The sequence below is a fragment of the Marisediminicola sp. UYEF4 genome (assembly GCF_040546025.1).
Lineage (GTDB): Bacteria > Actinomycetota > Actinomycetes > Actinomycetales > Microbacteriaceae > Marisediminicola.
The window spans coordinates 1-18,757 of the sequence record NZ_JBEPNA010000019.1; the positions used below are offsets into that span (position 1 = coordinate 1).

General features: G+C 65.7%; 7 protein-coding genes. All 7 read left to right on the forward strand.

Features of this window, described 5'->3' with window-relative positions; all coding sequences use genetic code 11:
• Positions 1-220 precede the first annotated feature (220 nt).
• Positions 221-1,198, forward strand: a complete 978-nt coding sequence (locus ABIB15_RS13435; protein WP_354479708.1) for a threonine/serine exporter family protein — start codon at positions 221-223, stop codon at positions 1,196-1,198.
• Between the two features lie 718 nt (positions 1,199-1,916).
• A complete protein-coding gene (locus ABIB15_RS13440) occupies positions 1,917-8,639 on the forward strand; it encodes a hypothetical protein (protein ID WP_354479595.1) in 6,723 nt (2,240 codons plus the stop codon).
• The gene (locus ABIB15_RS13445) at positions 8,639-12,286 is read left to right on the forward strand and encodes a hypothetical protein (RefSeq protein ID WP_354479596.1); all 3,648 of its coding nucleotides are present in this window, start codon (positions 8,639-8,641) and stop codon (positions 12,284-12,286) included. Before ABIB15_RS13440 ends, ABIB15_RS13445 begins: the two co-directional genes overlap by 1 nt.
• Positions 12,287-12,295: 9 nt before the next feature.
• The gene (locus tag ABIB15_RS13450) at positions 12,296-15,403 is read left to right on the forward strand and encodes a phospholipase D-like domain-containing protein (RefSeq protein ID WP_354479599.1); all 3,108 of its coding nucleotides are present in this window, start codon (positions 12,296-12,298) and stop codon (positions 15,401-15,403) included.
• 289 nt (positions 15,404-15,692) lie between these two features.
• On the forward strand, positions 15,693-16,796 hold the full coding sequence (locus ABIB15_RS13455) for a mandelate racemase/muconate lactonizing enzyme family protein (RefSeq protein ID WP_354479601.1): 1,104 nt from the start codon (positions 15,693-15,695) through the stop codon (positions 16,794-16,796).
• A gap of 191 nt (positions 16,797-16,987) precedes the next feature.
• Positions 16,988-18,010, forward strand: coding sequence for a TerC family protein (locus ABIB15_RS13460; protein WP_354479604.1), 1,023 nt, complete (start codon positions 16,988-16,990; stop codon positions 18,008-18,010).
• The gene (locus tag ABIB15_RS13465; protein WP_354479607.1) at positions 18,007-18,693 is read left to right on the forward strand and encodes a hypothetical protein; all 687 of its coding nucleotides are present in this window, start codon (positions 18,007-18,009) and stop codon (positions 18,691-18,693) included. Before ABIB15_RS13460 ends, ABIB15_RS13465 begins: the two co-directional genes overlap by 4 nt.
• Positions 18,694-18,757: the final 64 nt, after the last annotated feature.

Consider the following 18,757-nt stretch of genomic DNA (forward strand, 5'->3'; position numbering starts at 1 on the left):
CAGTCACCAACATGAACCGATTCTCCCAGCGCCGCGCACTGCCCACCGGATTCACCTCGGCGCGTTAACCAGAAAGTTCTGACCCACGCACCTAGACGATGGGGGCCCGCGCCCGGAGGAAATCGCCCCAGATGCGGGTGTGCGCGTCTTCGTGCAACGTGAGATCGGACGCGTGTGCCCGTAGCCTGAAGCCCGGGGGCTCGACGCTCCCACCCAGGTTATTTCCGTTGTCGGCGGCGACGATCAGTTGCCCCAGCGGCACGCCCGATTGGTTATCGACCTGTGTCTGCGCGCCGGGGAGGCGATGCCTGCTAACGGCGCGTCAGCGGCCGACGTGGTGGCCACCGTGCTGAGGATCAGCGACGCGTACGGGATCAGTGCCATGCACGTGGACATCACCTTCACGTCGATCATGGTCTCGATCCATCGCGGGATGAACGAAGACCCGATGTCGGTGATGCGCATTGCGAGGGTGCGCACCACCGACTACACGCGGCTGCACGATGTGTACCTGCTCATCGACGAGATTTCCGGCCAAGACAGCCCGGTCGATGTGGACGACGCGCGAGAGCGGCTCACCTCGATGCTGACGAGCCCACACCCGTACCGTCGCTGGGTCGTGACCGCAGGCAAGGCCATTCTGGCCAGTGGCGTTGTGGTGATGTTCGATGTGAGCTTCGTGCTCGTGCTCGTTGCCGCCGCCTCCGCGATCATCTCCGACGTCATCACCCGCAGGCTGGCAAAGTGGTCGGTTCCCGGTTTCTTCGCCCAGATGGCGGCCGCTGTGGCGACGACGAGCATCGCGGTATTCATCTTCTGGTTGCGCTCGGTGGGCATCGAACTGCCCGGTTCGAACCAACCGACGGTCATCGTTATCGCGGGAATCATCATGCTGCTCTCGGGTATCGGCCGCAGCGCATCGGCCCGCGACGCGATCGACGGGTACTACGTCACCGCGACAGCACGAGGCATGGAGGTTCTCATGCTCACCCTCGGTCTCGCCGTGTACCGCGCGCTCTACGGATTCATGGATTCCGAATACGCGGTGACGGAGGCGCTTCCCGCCATGGTGGTCGCCCTTGCTACCGGTATCGGGCTCGCGGCGGGAACAACAATTGGAGGCTTCGCGGCCCGACGAACCTTCGGCCTGGACCATCAGGCCATGCTCGCCGGGCGGCGAACGCGGGGGGCGCGCTAGCTTCGCATCCCATAGACACGGTCCGCAATTGGGGCGCGATTCGGGGCTATACAGACCTGTTCACGCGGGTCTATGGTGAGCGCGGGAAGCCGGTCTCGGAGTGGAGACTCAAATGGGCGACGTTGCGCTGTTGGACCTTGTTCGGCACTTCGTTGCGCGCGGCGAGAATCTCGGTAGCCTGCATCCAGCCCTGGCAGTGTTGCGAGTTGTCAACTACCGGACCGATTCGGACGCGTTCGCGACAGTGATCCGCGGGCGATGCAAATTCAACGGTTTTCTGAGCATCGATGCGAGCAACGGGCTGTCCGTCAAAGCCGGAGTGGATGAGGCCGCCCCAGCATTCGATCCCGCTCAACGCGCACCGGTTTTCGACATCCGTGAGACGACTGTCGAATTCGAACTCGTCGCCGCGCGAACTGGATCGTCTGTCATCGCTGCAGGGGTGCAGTCGATCGGCGCTCCCGCGAGTTTCGCGCCGACTCAAGCAGTTCTGGACGCGCTCGCGCAGCCGGCGCCAGGGGTGCCGCCAAGCGACTATCCGGCGACGGACTTCTCCTTGGAGCTGATGCTCAATGCCCCTCGACTGCGACCACCGTTCCTTCATCCCGCGAAACTGAATGACGTTGGTACTCTCTCGCCCGACCCGACGAAGGCCGAGGTCGCGCTCACTCTTCCGAAACTACGCTTCCGAATCAGCCAGGCCGCCCCGGGACTGCGGGTGGAACTTGTCTCTGCAGGGGCTGCCGGACTCGACGACCCCGGAGACATCGGGGTAGCGGAACTCATCACGATGGATCCGCCGTACGCCTTCATCGGTCGACAGACAGACCGCGTCATCGGAATCGGACTCCGTTCCGCGACACTCGACCTGTCAGGCGAATCGACGCCCGCTGCGATTCGTGAGAAGACCGGGGTTGGCGACGACTGGACGGGGCTGTACCTGCCCGATGCACGAATTTTCGTCGCCCCGACCGAGGATCGTGGACTCGCGTTCGATGTGGGAGCAAAGGAGCTCTTGATTGGGGTGAACGAGTCAGCGGGCATCTGGGGCGATTTTGAGGCTGTTCTCATGAATCAGGGCTCAGGCGAACTGATTGTCGGAGCACGCTTCGCTGATCCGTCCGGGCACCTGTACGGCATCCACAAATTCGAACCGCTGAAGGCGCGAGCCCGCATCCCCGCGAAGACCCAACTCCTCGTGGATGTCTCCGGTGGACGCACCCCGTACACGATCGAGGCGAAAGTCGGCGCCGCACCGAAGACAAGCGGCCGCGTGTTCGTCGTCGATTTTGGTGCCAGCAACACGATGACCATCGAAGTAACCGCCACAGCGCAGGGCGGAACCACGAAAATGCTCACCATCACGGCCGAGCGACTCGCCGTGATCGGCAGGCTCGACACCCCGGGGCCGCAACCCGCAACGACCAGCGATCTCGAGGTCGGCCCACCGACAGGCGACCTCACAATCGTCGTCGTCACGCGCCACACGGATGATGTCGTGCTCGCGACCGACCCCCGCGACGACACCATCCTGTGGGCGGTCGATGGGGGAGCCCCAGGTGCAGCCTCGGCGACGATAACTGTTCCTGTCGCTGTCGGGGCCAGTCATATCGTGACGGCGCGTCGACCCGCGACCTCGGTCCCGTCGGCACAGCCGTTCTACTTCAGCTTCGAGGAACCCGCGGTGTCGACGCCCACTCCGGACGTGTGGACGACAAAGGCCGCGGCCCAGTCAGTCCCGGTGTCCCGTGTGCCCGGCGGCCAAGATTCCATGGTGGCAAACCACGCGCTACTGACGGCTTTGCCGGACAACGCAAAGATCGCGATTACGGGTCAGGCCAGCAAAGAAACGGCGGGACTGAATTACAACTTCCAGCTCGCGCTGCGCCGCGCCGCGTCCGTCAAGAGAGCCATCCAGCGCGCCTATTCTGCGAAGCGCTTCGACATCACCGCGTATCCGTTAGCAAGCACGCCACCGGCCGCGTGGGATGCCGCGACCGGGTGGAGCTCACACGTCACCGACCGCAACCAATACTGGCGCGTCGACGTGGCTTTCCCCATCCCCGTTGCCTCACCCGAGCGCACCGGCACGATCTCGATCGCACGACCCACGGTGCCCACACAAGTCGAGAAACCTCCTCAGGATCCGCAGCCGGAGCGTCCCGCCTCGCCCGATTGGTTCCGAGCGGCGAGCGTGAAGGTTCGGGTGATCGCCTCCGAGATCATCGCGGTCGAACTCACGCTGGAGGTCGACTTCGAAACATTCGCCGAAGAGCGGCTGCGGAATACCGGGCAACTTCCCGCCGGGTCTCAATCCCCGACCGGGAAAGCGCTCGTCAACGGAACCGCCGTCGGGCCGGGCAATCCGGCCGACGGAATAACGAAGTTCCGGGTGCTTGTGCAAAGCGACCCGGCAACCGGCAAGATCACGACGCTCATCGCCGCCGGCGCCGATCCCGCGGATAAGGACGGTCTCTATCTGTTCGGCTGGATGCCGGGCGACCCGGGCGCTCCGACCCTGCAACATCCCGCATCGCCCAAGGACTTCCCCCGCACTCTTCTCGGCGCCTACCTCACGTTCTGGCCCCTCCTGGCGGAGTTTCCGCCCGTTGAGGCAGGCGAGGCCCTCGCCGACGGCGAAGCAACCACGGGAGATATCGTCAACGCCTCGATCGCCGGTGCCGCGCTCGTCCTCCCCGCGGTCATCGCGGCCGTGCCCTGGTTCCAAGTCGAGCGCGTCGTTCTCTATGGCGCCGAATTCGAAGGGGCATGGCGCAGCGTTGACGGCGTCGTGGGATTCGACGGCAGGCTGTTGTTCGACGTCGAAGTCGACTGGAGCGCAAACTTCCTCGGACTGATCGAAATCAGCACGCAGGCTCCGCTGAAGGTTCGATACAAGGCCATCGGCTTGCGGTTCGGCAACACCGAGGACGACGGCTCTCAGGGGTTCATGCTGCGCCCGATCTTCGACTCCGGCCGCGGGTTCACGATCGACCTTGCGAGTGGTGGGTCGATCAAACTCATCGACCCGCTGGGGCAGATTCTCAAGATCCTCGGCGCCCGCGTGTCCAAGCAGAACCCGTTGAGCTTCGAGATCGAGATCGGGCTCGGTATCGATCTCGGTGTCGTATCCATCGAACGCGCGGGCCTGCGGGTCGTCTTCGGTGAGCCGCCAAGCGTTGAGCTGACCTCGCTCGGTGCGTCTGTCGACATTCCCGGCGCGCTCGTCGGCAGCGGCTATATCAAGATCGGAAAAACAACCGACTCTCAGGGGAACGAAATCTCGGTCATCGGCGGCCAGCTCGACCTCACTCTGAGAACGATCAGCCTCCGCGTGTCGGCCGCCCTGGCGATCGCAACCATCCCGGAGGAGGCGGGAGGCCCCGCAACCGGCGTGTACGTCGGCATGGACATTATCCTTCCCGTCGGCATTCCCCTCGGTTCCTCCGGACTCGGCATTTTCGGCTTCCGCGGAATCTTCGGGATGCACTACCAACGCAACCCGGCGATTGGGGCGAGTAGCAACATTCCCTCGCTCGCGTGGCTTCAGGCGGCGGGAGGGCGACCAAACCTCCTCGCCAATGGGGGAGTGGAACTGTGGACGCCGGAGATCGACAAGTGGGCATTCGGCATCGGCATCCTCATCGGGACGATGGAGGGCGGGTACATCCTCAATCTCGACGGGACCTTCCTTCTCGAGTTGCCCGGACCGCGCGTCATCATCATGCTCAACGCCCGCATCGTGAGCCCACCACCCTCGATGGACGGCATGGGAATGTCGGGCGGGATACTCGCGGTCATTGAAATCTCGCCCGATCACTTCCTGATCGGACTCATCGTCGAGTGGTCGATCGAGGACCTCATCAGGATCGTCATTCCCATCGAAGCGGTGTTCCCGTTCGGTGCCAACGCATCAAAGTGGCATATCTACCTCGGAGCGCGCCCCGGTCTCGGGCAGCCGGTATCCGTGGATGTGCTCGGAATCGTCAGAGGCACCGGATACCTGATGTTCAAGGGGGATGGACTGCCCGCGTTCCCCGTGCACAAGGCCACGCTGCCCGAAATCAAAGGGTTCGCCATCGGCCTCGGCGTCGGGGCGAGCTTCACCTGGGGCGACGTCGACGCGGGCCTGTACCTCAAGGTGGGCGGCGGAATGGACGCGGTCATCGGATTCGATCCGTTCATCCTCGCAGGCACAATCTGGGTCGTTGGGGAGTTGCGGATCTTCATCATCTCCATTGGAGCCGACGCGCAACTGACGGCGATCGTCGCCGAACAGCCGGACGGTAGCTTCGACTTCTCCGCCCACGGCCAAGCATGCGGCCACGTCGACTTCTTCTTCTTCGAGGTGAGCGGCTGCGTCGAAATCGACATCAACAGCGATCCTCCCGCCGCCAAAATGCCAGTCCTCGTCGACAAGCTGTCGCTGAAGTCACGCTCGCCCGCCCTACTGCAGGGCACTGGCGTCGACCGTGGCATCGACACGAGCCTCGGCGAGGCGGTTCGAGGGGCGATGCCTGCCCTCAACGATCCGAATCTCCCCATTGTGCCCATCGACGCCGTCCCCGTCATCTCCATGAACGTCCCACCGGTGGTACCCGCAGGACTCACGATCAGCGGACTGCCCGCTGCGAGCATCTCGCCCGCCGGCGGACTCCTCGGCGCACCCGACGTCGGTTATGCCGAACGCGGCGGTGAACGCTACCGCTACGACCTGTCCTCCATCCTCGTCGAACGAATCGACCCGGCCACCGGAAACCCGGTGACCCCAGCGGTGTCGGGCACCACGGCGCCGGTCACGTGGTGGCGCCAGAGCTCCGCAAACGAACCCGCCCCCGTTGCGCAACTCGCGCTGTTCACCTGGGAACCGTCTCCCGCCACGAAGGCCGTCGAGAAGACAGACCATCTGGTCGAGGACCTCGTGAACCGGTGGGGGACTGCCTGCTCGGTGAGCGCGGAGGCGGCCGAAGTTCTGTGGACCTTCCGATTCGAAGACCTCGGTCCCTCGATCACCGGGTGGGACCTCGAAGGTGTCGCTTGGCCGGATGCCGCGGGCACCGTCCGAACGGCGCCGCCCGCGACCGACCTTCGGGTCACGGAGCGATGGCGCAGCGGCGACCTGCAACTCGATGGGATGCGCGGGGTGATCCCCGCCGTCGTCGTCGCCGCCGCGGTGCCGTGTCGCCGCAAACCCACACGTCCGGACTTCGATGAGGTTGGCCCCGCGATTGTCATCGGAGGCCGAGGACCCATCCGAGCCGATTCCCCATCCGGAGCTTTCCTCCCCGACCACGGCGATGCGTTCGGTCACCTCGTGCGAAACGACGTCCAGAAGCCCGCCCGGGTGACAAGCCGCCTCCTCGACAAAGTCACTGTCGCGTCCCTGACCGAGGAGCACCTTCGCACCGCAGTAGTGGGCTCCACTACGAGCGCCCTCCGGGATGTGATCACGCGATCGTCCGCTGGCGACGCAGTGAGTAGAACAGCCCAGGCGGCCGCCCTTGGCGCGCTTCGCCCCTCCGACGACCAGACCGGCCGGGCCACGAAACCCACATGTGCAGCAAAGGTTCTTCAGGCGCCCATGCTCGACGATGGTTCGCCCATCTCCATTGGCGACCAGCGCCGCGCCGAGGAGGTGGCGAAGCGACTCGACGAGCTCAAGGTCACCCACGGTGAACTCGACGACGTCGTCGTCATGCACACGAGCGGATTCGCTTCAGCCGACGTGCTGCTGCTCTGCCACCGCAAACGCGAAGACGACTGGCCCGTCGTTCGAGTCGTTGGCAAGGATGACTCGACCCTCGACCGGATTCAGCTCGATGGATCCTTCATCATCTCCCCAGCAGGTGTTCCGCCGCGCTGGGATGACCCGGCGGGGCCGTGGGCGAACGATGTCGACGACGTCCTCGCCTACGCGACGACGACCGGACTCCTCGCTCTGCTCGTTCATCTCGACGAATACCCCGACGCAGTTACGGTTGAAGTCGGAAGCAGGCACGACGACAGCAGGCGCGACAAGCAACTGACTCCCGCCTACTGGCTTGCAGCTTTCAGCACGGTCAGCTGGGCCGAAATCACCCGACGAGATTGGGACCAGACCCAGCAGGACAGCGACAAGAGTGTCCTCACGAAGTTGCTCGGCCCGACCCCGACCGACGACGTGTTGCTCATCCCCGACTCCCTCTACCGGATCACCGTGAATTCGTACGGCACGCGCAAGGGAGACGGCGCCACTCGCGGCTCGAGCGTGGCGCCCACCGCGGAGTCCTTCTGGTTCCGCACTGACCGAATCGCCGACGGACCAGTCCCGGCGACCGGAGGCGGTCCCGCCGAACCGGTGGCAGCCGCGAACGCTCCGGCGCTCCACTTCGCAAGCAGGCCCCCGCTGCCAGTCCGGCTGGAACCGTGGCTTCTCGTGACGTTACCCGCGGAGGGTGAGAGAAACGTGTTCACAGACCAGAACGTCAAGGTCGTGTTCAACACCGCGGATGTCGAACGGATCTTCAAGGCCTACGGCAAGCAGCTCCAGGTGCGGATCGAGGCGTCGTCGGGCCGCCACCCCAAGGAAACGGGTGACGGACTGGCGCTTCCACTCCTGCTCACTGCGGGTCTCCTCCACCCCGTCGCCGCCACCGTGCTCAGCCCCTACGAAGATGCGCTCCTCGACGCCGCAGCCATCATCAGCAGGGATGCGGAGTTCTGCATCGACATTGACGAGACCCGGACCCGGCACATCGAGATCGACATCCCTATCCACCTCGATCGGGCCACCGACTACATCCTCGACGTCGAAGTCGTCCCCGACGGCGCAGCGGTGGGCACGCGCGGGCCACGGGTATTCCGCCGCCAATTCTCGAGCGGAATGTTTGGTTCCGTCGGCGAATTGGCCGGTTCCCTCGCGGGAGCACGAGTCGTCGGGCGCGGTGCTCGCACCGGTGCGGTCGCCGGGATCGTTTCAGCTCTCGCCGGGCACGCCCCGGCTGGATCCGAGTTCGATGATGCCTGGGTCGCGGCGGGGTTCGACCCTCTGCAGACCGCGTCGGTCCCACGAATCACCGTGCTCTGGGAGCAGCCCGACGTCAGCCTTCCTCCTGTTCCCACCGGACTGCTCGTTGAGGCGAGCGCACCGCTTACCCGCAGGCGGCCATACCCGAGAGCGGTCACGGACATGACGGGTCCGGTCCCCGCCGATCGATGGGTGTTGGAGGACCGCACGTGGCTCGACCTCGTCGATGCGTCCGCTGCCGGCGTAGTGCAGTCGATCATCCATTCACCCGGAGCAGACCGGTACCTTGTTCTGCTCCAGCCAGGCGCCCGCGGACGCCTCGTAGAACTCGACCTCGTCGATGCTGCATTCCCTGACCTACCGTTCCTCAACCAGACCGAGCACCGCCGTGCTGTCGTCTGGGTTGCCCTCGACCGAGCCCCGTGGGAGGAGTGATGGACCGCCGAATCGTCGATCCCAACAAATTCATCCTCCTCGGCGGGCTGACCGACTGGAGCGTCATCGCGAAGTCCCGGCAGCGTCGCGAACCGATTACCCCTAGCGAAATCGCACGCTCTCGCGGCCTTGAATCCGGCAGCGTCATGCAACTTCGCTGGCTGACAGCGAAGACCATGGGGTACCCCACCGAGCCCTTTACGGTGTGGCGGCGACCGGCCAGTATCCAGCAGGAACTCAATCCAGCGTCTTCCCGGACCATCGCCACCTTCACCGGCGTGATGATCGTGTTCGATGTGCCATACGTCTTCGTCCAATTCGAGCTCACGGCACCCGTCGGAAGTGCGATTCGCGTATGGTCTGGGGCGCCCATGGCATCGACGCTCGTCGGATCCGCGGTCACCACGGTATCGATGACACGGATGAGTTTCTCCGCAACAGCGATCCACACCATCGAATTGCCCTTCGGCGCGTCGCTGAACGGGGTTCTGGCGCTCGACGAAAGCGTCGCTGAAGCGCCCGATTGGGAGCCCATCGAGACCGTCGGACTCCCGGTGCGCACCGACTGGGCGAACATTGGCGGTTTCGGCGCACCGCAGGGTTTCGTCGCCGTACCGGTCGATCCGCGCCAGGCGGCTTTCGAGCGGTTCCAACGAGGTGCTCCGTTCTATGGATGGGACGACGAACTCTTCCCCGGAACCCCGTCACCGCCGTGGCAGCTCGCCGACCCGAAGTCGATGATCGAAACCGTGCAAAAGGACATGCTCGACGACCTGCGGCAGATGGTGATTACCCTCCCTCCCGAACAACACGCCCAGTTCCAGATCGACCAGACTCTCGCTTCCAACGGAGGCAACCTCCCGGTCGTTCTGCACCACCGTCCCCTCGAGGCCTTGCTCTACGGGGCGGCGACCGACGGCCTCGCCTCGCTCATCGCCGGTTACGGCACCGCGTTCCAGGAGTCCATGTTCCTCGACGACCGACACGGCACGGTCAGAGTCAGACACGACTACATGGTCACCGCCCGGTACGAGAACGGTGTCGGCAACGAGCCCGGTCCGGTCGAGTTCGCCGCCATCCTGTACGCGCCCGGCGCGCTCGGAGGCATCCCGGCACCGTCGGGGCTGACGACCGAAGTTGCAGGCCTCACCAGCCTGCCGGCACCAGACGAACCATGGGCGCCGGTCATCCGGGTCGGTTGGGACGCGTTGGCCGCCCAGCTCGGGCACCGTGTCGGCTCGTACGCGTTCGCGCGCGCCAACGTCGCTCCGGCGCGCGGAGTGACGGCGCTCATGCAGGCACGACCACGCGATACCGCACTCCAACCGCTCGGACTCGGCATGCCGACGGCCCAGGACACCCGTCGATACGGAACCGACGACGACTATCAGATCGACTCGAACACAGCCTCCAATGCGCTCACCTACGCGGTCGCGCATCACGACCTCTTCGGCATCTTCAGCCGCTGGTCAACAGTGAACGCTGCGGTGAGCGAGCCACCCGTCGAGCGCGCAACGATCACCTCAGCGCGCCTCGACGTCGCCAACGGCGGTTCCGGGGCGCTCTGCCCGGCCACACTTGTCGTCGAGTTTGCGTGGAATTGGGCAGTGCGCACCCCCGACTTCATCCAGATCTCCGGCAGCCTCTATCCCCAAGCGAAACTCGGCGACGCCCCCGCCGACCTCTCCATTCCACCCGGACTCGCGACCACATTCGCAGCCCCGGGCAGTCTTCTCACGATCGACCTTGCGCCGGACGGCAGCGCAGCTATCACCGGCATCAGCTCCGGGTTGGCAGCCACGCTCCGACACCTCTCGCCTGACGGCCGCTCCGTGATCGGGGCGCCGTCCGCGGCCGCCGGGCCGAGACGTTACCAGGTCGAGGTGGTCGGCTACCGTCTCGACTTCGACGCTGCGGCACGCCAAGGGCTTGCGCTATGGGTGCGCGGACGCGAGGCGCGCGCGCCCGGGCGTGTGGGGGACTGGTCGTCGCATCCTGTGATCGCGTCGACCTCGGACCCTCGGCCCCCCATCGTCACCAACACACGGGAATTCGTACAGCTCGCGAGCCTCGCCGACGCCGACGGGATCCACCACGCCGTGCTGAATTGGGCGCCGGCGCAAGGAGCGGTCGCCTACTTTGCCTACAACTGCGCAGAGGAGCGGTTCCTCGCCGACCGTGGGCTTACCCCTTCCGAACTCTCGCTCACGCTGGAAGAGCGTCTGGTGATCCTGAGGGATGCATTCCAAGCCAATCCGGATCGGCGTTCTTTCGCACGAATCAACTCCACGCCGGTCACGGGCACCCGCATGCCGATTACATTTCCCCGAGGAAGCAAGGAGCTCCACCTCTATGTCGTTCTCGGCGTGTCCGGGGGAGGCGTCGAATCGGAATGGCCCGACTCCGGATCGCCCGGCCTCCGCCTCCGCTTCGTCGCCTACGCAGCACCTCACGTCACCGCCCCGGCCCCGCCCCAACTCGAAGTGGCCTCAGCCTTCGACAATGCGGCCGGGCTGTACAAGGCATCCGTCCGCATCACGAGCGCCCCCGGCGCCCGAGTCAAACGGATTGATCTGCACCGCGTCCGCGTGCCGGACGCGGCCCTCGCCGTCGAATCAATGGGACCAGCCGTCGCCGAAATCGACGGTACAGGCGCCACATTCGCGGTCGCACCAACAGTCTCCGCGGTTAGAGGCGAAGCCCAGCCCATCGGGACGATCCGCGGACTTGACCCGGTGCCAGGCTCATGGAAAACCGTCTTCTACCGAGCCGTCGCGTGGAGTTACGACGACGCGAGCCGAGGGATCATCGGCGGGCGGTCGGATGCCAGCGCCGTTCGAATGGTCGTCGTCCCTCCTGCCGACCCGCCGCAACTCTCCCCGCCCGCGTGGACACCAGCAACCCCTGGGTCGCCTGCCGGGGTAGTCGGCACCGCGGTCTTCGCGCCCCTCGCTCTCACCCCGCTCGGACCGCACCGGATCAGTGCGGAAGCGCTCGCCCACCACCCGGACGGCACAACCACCACGCTGCTTCACTACCCTCAGCAACCGATTCCGCCGGCCCCTCCCGACGCGGATTCCGACGGGCTCCACAACGTCCCCGACGTGCCGGGAATCCTCTGGCACGAAGCCACGGTGCCCACCGGCGCGGGCGAGCCGGGCCGCACGCCGATCCGCGTCGCTGTCCCGCGGGCTTCATTCGACGACGCGCTGAGCGTGCGCATCCGGATCACCGATCCCCTCGGACGCCTCACCGAGCACACGCTGTCTGTGCCCACCGGCATCCCGGTGCAGCCGCCGGACATCATTGACCCGGAAACGTTCAGAATCCCAGGCCGCGGAACGGTCATACAGTTCTCCACAACCGCCCCTGACACAGACACGACGGGTCGTCCGTACCTGCTCCACATCGTCGTCAGGCCACGCATCCTCCGCCCACCGGCGCAACGTCCGCGCATCGACATCGCTCTCGCCGACATCACACCGGGCGCGAATCTCGGCCCCGCATCCGCCTCCACGATCAGCGTGGGGCGCAGCGACGTTGACGGACAAACCCAGATCACCGCGCTCGTGCGCGTCACTGGCTCGATATCACTCGCGCTCGAAGCGCCGGATGGCATGATCGCGACCTGGCGGGGAAGACTGTAGGGAGCTGACATGGTTGATCTATTGCCCGCGCGACCGGTCCTCACCCCGGCCGACATCGCAAGTCGTCTGCAGTCGGATGGGCTCGATGCCCTCGGACTGGCCATGCCCGCACTCGCGACCGCGTGGGCCGGCACCGCTCCCACACTCGGCGATGTCGACGAGAATGCGATGACGATCGCTCTGACCGGCGCCCGCGCGCCCTTCCAAGGGATCATCCAGTACGAAGGCACGACTGTGTCGTGCAGCGGACCGAACGGAGCCCCTCTCACCGGCCCTGTGCAAATCCTTCGCTTGCATCCCGAGGCCGCGCTCAAACTTGACGCCCTCGCCGGCAGCGTGCTGGGCTCCGCGGTCATCCGCCCCACGCCGGTAGCAATGGTGATCCGTGGTGTCGCGGTGCCAGCCCCGGCTGTTCCCCTGAAGTCTGCCGAGGCCGGCGAACCTCTCCCGTTCTCCGCGGGCTCACACATCGTCTCGTTCCACGACGACCGCGGATTGCCCATCGACCCGCTGGCGGTCGCCTCACTATTTCTTGCGCTCCAACAGGCACTCCCGGCGCTGGCCCATGGCGCAAGCGGACAACCGGCACTCGGCTCTCCCGGTGGCCTTTCCGGCATCGCCGGACTAGCCAGCCGCGTCCGATTCCACATCGTCGACCCCCACGGTCACGGCTTCAGCCCGCCCCGGATCGCCGCCACGCTCAGCGTCATCACCGGGGCCGGAGCAACACCTGTCGACGACACGGGCGTCGGCACGTGGCCGTCCGGCGCCACGATCGGGCGGTCGGCGAGTGAACAGGCCCAGGATGACATCGCGCCACGGTTGTTCTGGGGCTTCGCCCGCAACGCAACGCTTGCACGCAGCAACGTCTCGGTGCCCACGAGCCCAGTTGCCCTCGGCAACGAGTTCTTCCGCCTCACGGCTGTCGATCTGGACTGGCACCTACTCGGTAATCGGACCGACGCGACGGTGCTGGATGTGCCCGGCGACGACGCCTCGGTCCCCACCTATGCGCTGCCAGTCGTCCGGCCCTTCGTGCCGAACGCCGCCTACCTCGTCGACGCTCAAGATGCGTTGGGGGCCATGGGCCAGCTGCTCACCGGATTTCCGCAGAACGGAGTCGACAGCCTTATGCTGCTCTGCTCGCCGGTGATCGACGAGTCCCTCGCCCTGCCGCCCGCTCCCGGTGCGCAAGGCCACTGGCCGCAATTCCCGGCCGGACCTGCAACGATGCTCCCTGCCTCGGTGGACCCGACGGCGGGCATCACCGGCACGTGGGCCTCGGGAACAGGTGGACCTCACGATGCGATCGTCACGATCGCCGCGGACGTCGTGCCTGACGGCACGCACGTTCGCGTGTATCCGCGCCGATTCCAGACAATCCGATCCATCGGCGAAAGGCCATCATTCGTCCGCGACGACGGCGGCAGCGGCATCGCCGCCGCTGGCACAGCGTCGAGCATCTTGGTTCGGAATCCCTTCGGGCTTCTTCCCGGCGAGCCGCGCCCGGCACCTGCCGAACTCATGGTCGACCTCGTCGTCACCGGACGTGACGGCTCGCGACGAATCATGTCGGAGGTCGCTGTTCCCCTCGGGGCTGACCAACCGTTCGTTCCGACCACGTTCGGCGGCACCGCCGCCCTGCAGCAGCCAGCTATTGCAGCGCTCAGCGCCACTTTCGGATCGACGTCGGTCGCCCCGTCGGGCCTATTCGGAATACCGGAACTCCCGGTCGCTGGCGCTTTGCCACCCAGCCCCGTCGACATGGTCCGCGCCTTCGCGAGCGAGAGCACCCGGCCACGGCAAGGCCCGCGACAGCCCAGTCAAGCCCGATTCGAGACGGTGCTCGCCGTAGGTGCCGCTGTCCCGGGACCACTGCTGGTCTGGAACGCGGTGCTCACGGGTGCTCGCTGGTCTGAAGAGAGTCGGAGCGCTCAACCCGAGCTGGGAGATCCGGGTAACCCGGCCGGACCCGACGTCGTGGCGACCGGTTTTCGAGCAGGCGGTCAACTCGCTCAGGACCTCGCCCTCCATGCGATGAAACGCGCCCAACCCGTGCTCCCGATCGCAGCGAATACCGTCGGCTGGCTCATCGCAACGGCCGGCAACAACTGGGCGCCAGCACCCCTCGACCCTCCAACAGCGACCATGTCCGGCGTCATGCTCGAGACCGTCGCACCCATCTCGGACAGCCCGGAGCTCTCCCTACTGCCTGAAGCGGTGCTCACCCAGACTGTTCAGCAACTGGTGAATGCTGCGGCGGGCGCTCTCGGCGTCGGGGCGCCAGCGGTGACACTGGCAAATGAGAGTCAAATCCGGGCCCGCCTTCAACGCGAAGCCGTCACCGCCCGAGTCGGGCAGCGTGATGCGCTCTGGTCGCTGCGACGCGCGATCCATCAGGCACGTGAGTTCGTGTACATCGAGAGCGCACAGTTCGCGAAGACCGGAGACCCCGCCTCAGCCGTTGACCTGGTGGGCGAGTTGGATGAGGCGCTCGTCGACAACCCGCGACTTCTTGTGATGATCGCAGTGCCGCGCACCCCGGATTTCGACCAGGCGACGACCAAGTACGAGCCCTACGTGCGCGCCGCGCTCGCACAACGCACGAGCGCGATCGAGTCTCTCACCGCCGGGCATCGCGAGCGCGTCGCCGCATTCCATCCTGTCGGATTCCCGGGCCGATCGACGTTCATTCGATCCACGACGGTCGTTGTCGACGACGTCTATGCCCTCGTGGGCTCATCCCATTTCCGGCGCCGCGGAATGACGTTCGATGGAGCGTGCGACGTCGCGACGATCGACCGCCAACTCGATTCGCGAGGCGCTTCGGCGGGTATCCAGCGATTCCGTCAGCAACTCATGGCATCGCGCCTCGCCGTGCCCGTACCTGCCACGCCCGCCGCGACAACCGCGATCTGGACTCGACTATCGTCCGGCCACGGAGCATTCGGGGTACTCACCGATCTGCTCTCGGCTGGAGGCTTGGGTCGATGCCAGCCGGTATGGGCCGGCCCTACCGACACTGAGGTCATCCCGAAGAGTGATGCCGAGTCCGATCCGGCTGGCGGGGATACCTCGATCTTCAGCGCGCTCTGGAAGCTTGCCGGTGGCGACTAAGGCGTGACTCCTGATGCCATGGGTCGAATTGCGATGGCCCTGAGCCCGGCGCCGCCGCGGTGGGTGATGCCGAATCTCTCCCGGGGGAAAGCGTCCACGCGGCCGCGGGCGGGTATCACACCGTACGCCGTGCCGATAGGCGTGGCCGGGTTGAAACCGTGGGTGGCACAGCAGTCATGGGCGCCGATCGCGTGTAACGTGTCAGTGATATGCCACATATTTGAACGCAAGCGGATGCCCCGGTACGCGCGGCGCCGTCGGCGGATGACAACGCAAGGGGCTCGGACCAATGAAGATCACGGCCATTGACTGCTTCGGCTACCACCTGAACTATGCGCATGGCGAGTACGTCATGTCGGGGAGCCGCGCGGCGACGTCGGAGGTCGGCACGCTCGTGCGCCTGCGAACCGATGAGGGGCTCGAAGGCTGGGGCGAGATAACGCCCCTCGGCGACCTGTACCTGCCGACCTACTGGGCCGAAGTGCGCGCCGCGCTGCACACTCTCGCGACCCGCCTGATCGGCGCAGACCCGACCAACCTCTCCGGCATCCACCGACTGATGAATAGCACGCTGCTGGGCGGGGGCTTTGCGAAGTCCGCCATCGATGTGGCGTGCTGGGATCTGCTCGGCAAGGCGGCCGGCCTGCCCATTTCGGCGCTTCTCGGCGGTGTTCTGCAAGACGACTTCCCCCTGTACGAGGCCGTTCCACTGCGAACCCCGGATGAGATGGCGGGCTTTGTCTCGGAGCGCCAGGATGCCGGCATCCACCGCTTCCAACTCAAGGTGGGAGGCGACCCCCACGACGACATCGCCAGAACGAGCGCGGTCGTCGATGTCGCGGATCGCGACACCCTGATCGTCGCCGATTCCAACGGCGGCTGGAACCTGCGGGCAGCGCAGATCGCGGTGCGGGGACTCGCTGACTTCCCGATCTTCATCGAGCAGCCATGCCGGTCGACCGAGGACAGCATCTTCGCAATGCGGCACTCCTCGCTGCCGCTCGTGCTCGACGAGTCGATCCTCACCCCGCAGGACGTATTCCATGCGAAGAATGTTGCGGGAGCAGTATCGATCAACATCAAGATCAGTCGTGTCGGTGGGCTGACCCAGGCGGCACGCATGCGCGACCTCATGCAAGAGCTCGACATGATGGTCTCGGTCGAAGATGCCTGGGGAGGCGACATCGTCACCGCCGCGGTGAGCCACCTGGCCGCCAGCACGAGGCCGGAGAACTTCCAGAACGCCTCGTTCATGAACGACTGGACCGATGGTCACGTCGCCGGGTACGCCCCACGCTCCGTCGGTGGTCGCGGCTCCGCCCCGACCGGTCACGGATTGGGCATCGAGGTGAACGCCGACGGACTGGAAGTCGTGTTCAGGGCTGAATCCTGAGAATGCGGATGCCGGAATCAGCGATCCGGACAATCGTCTTATAGGCTTGGGTTCAACAAGGGGAGTACTCCCGTCTGCGGGCGGCCCGTCATTACGAATGCGTTGTTGCATTCCGGGCCACCGGTTCTGATCTGATCAGAGCGGAGGAGACCTTGGCGCCATATCCACGCCAACCCCTTTGGAGCACGCTCATGCAGGTGACACCCCTGATCTGGATCATCACGATCGCTGTGACGATCGCATTCTTCGTTTACGAGTTCTTCGCGCACGTGCGCACGCCGCACGCACCCACCATCGGCGAGTCGGCCCGGTGGTCGGCGTTCTACATCGGTCTCGCCCTGCTTTTCGGCGTCGGCATCGGCGTGACCTCGGGATGGACATTCGGCGGCGAGTACTTCGCCGGCTACCTCACCGAGAAGGCGCTCTCGATCGACAACCTCTTCGTCTTCCTGCTGGTGATGAGTGCGTTCGCGGTGCCGAAGATCTACCAGCAGAAGGTGCTGATGATCGGCATCGTCATCGCGCTCATCCTGCGTGGAGGATTCATTGCCATCGGCGCGGCCCTGATCGAGAACCTGTCGTGGATCTTCTACATCTTCGGCGCACTGCTGCTCGTGTTGGCCTACCGGCAGGCGTTCTCGAACCACGAAACCGACCCGGCCAACAACGCGTTGATGCGCTTCGTGCGTCGCCACCTCGCCGTGACTGACGAGTATCACGGGGACAAGCTCACCGTGAAGAAGGATGGCAAGCGGTTCATCACCCCCATGCTGCTCACCATCGTCGCCATCGGCTTCGTCGACCTGATCTTCGCGGTCGACTCCATCCCCGCCATCTATGGGCTCACGAGCGAGCCGTACATCGTGTTCGTGGCGAATGCGTTCGCGCTGATGGGGCTGCGGCAGTTGTTCTTTCTCATCGGTGGATTGCTCGAGCGCTTGGTCTACCTCGCGCAGGGTCTCGCGGTCATCCTCGCGTTCATCGGCGTGAAGCTCGTCTTCCACGCCCTCCACGTGAACGAGCTGCCGTTCATCAACGGCGGGCAGCCGCTGTTGTGGGTCCCCGAGATCCCGATCTCGTTCTCCCTGCTATTCATCGGCGCCACGATTACCGTTGCCACCGTCGCGAGCCTGCTCAAGACCCGTAAAAGGAGTTCGCGTCCCGGCACACCCACGCCGATCGATCCCTCAACCCGGAAGGAATACTCCAAATGAGCATGTTCTCCAAACTTGCCGGCCTCGCCCAGAAGGCCCTCGACAACCCTGGTTCGTCGACCCAGAGGGCGAACGCATCCGGGGTGATCGACAACGCCGATCGGGCGGCGATCGCGCGCTACGACTACCTGCTACAGACCGCCGAACCGCACCAGATCGAGCAGGTGCACCGCGAGGCATTCGAGCGCCTCACCCCGGCGCAGCGCGATCAGATCCGGGAGAGGATGCGCGCAGACCTCCCCGACCACGAGCATCCCCGCACCTCGGGTGCCGATGACCTCGCACGTGCGGCCGCCCGTACGGAGGCGGGCCGCCCCGGATTCCTCCGGGGCCTCCTCGCCCGCGCCGGCGGACAGGACTCGCGCTCGGTCGGCGGCATCGGCCGTGGGGCGCTGCTGGGTGGCGCCGCCGCGGGAGCCGGGATCGCCGCGGGCGGTGTTCTCGCTGCGGTCGCCGGCGGAGCCGTCGTCAGCTCCGTCGCGGGCCCCCTTCTCGAGCAGGCGGCGAGCTTCGGAGTTGATTTCGACGCCCTGGCGAGCGGCATCGACCTCGAGGGCCTCACGGGGGGAGCGGACGGGCTCGCGGCCAGCGCGGGCGAAACCGTCTCGGGCTTTGGCGATCAGCTGAGCGAATTCGGATCCGACTTCAACCTCCCCGGCCTCGGCGACTTCTTCGGCCGCTGAGCGGAAAACTGTCTCGGCAGGATGGGCCGTGCCTCGTGTTCTCAGGGGGTTGGGGCGCCCGAAT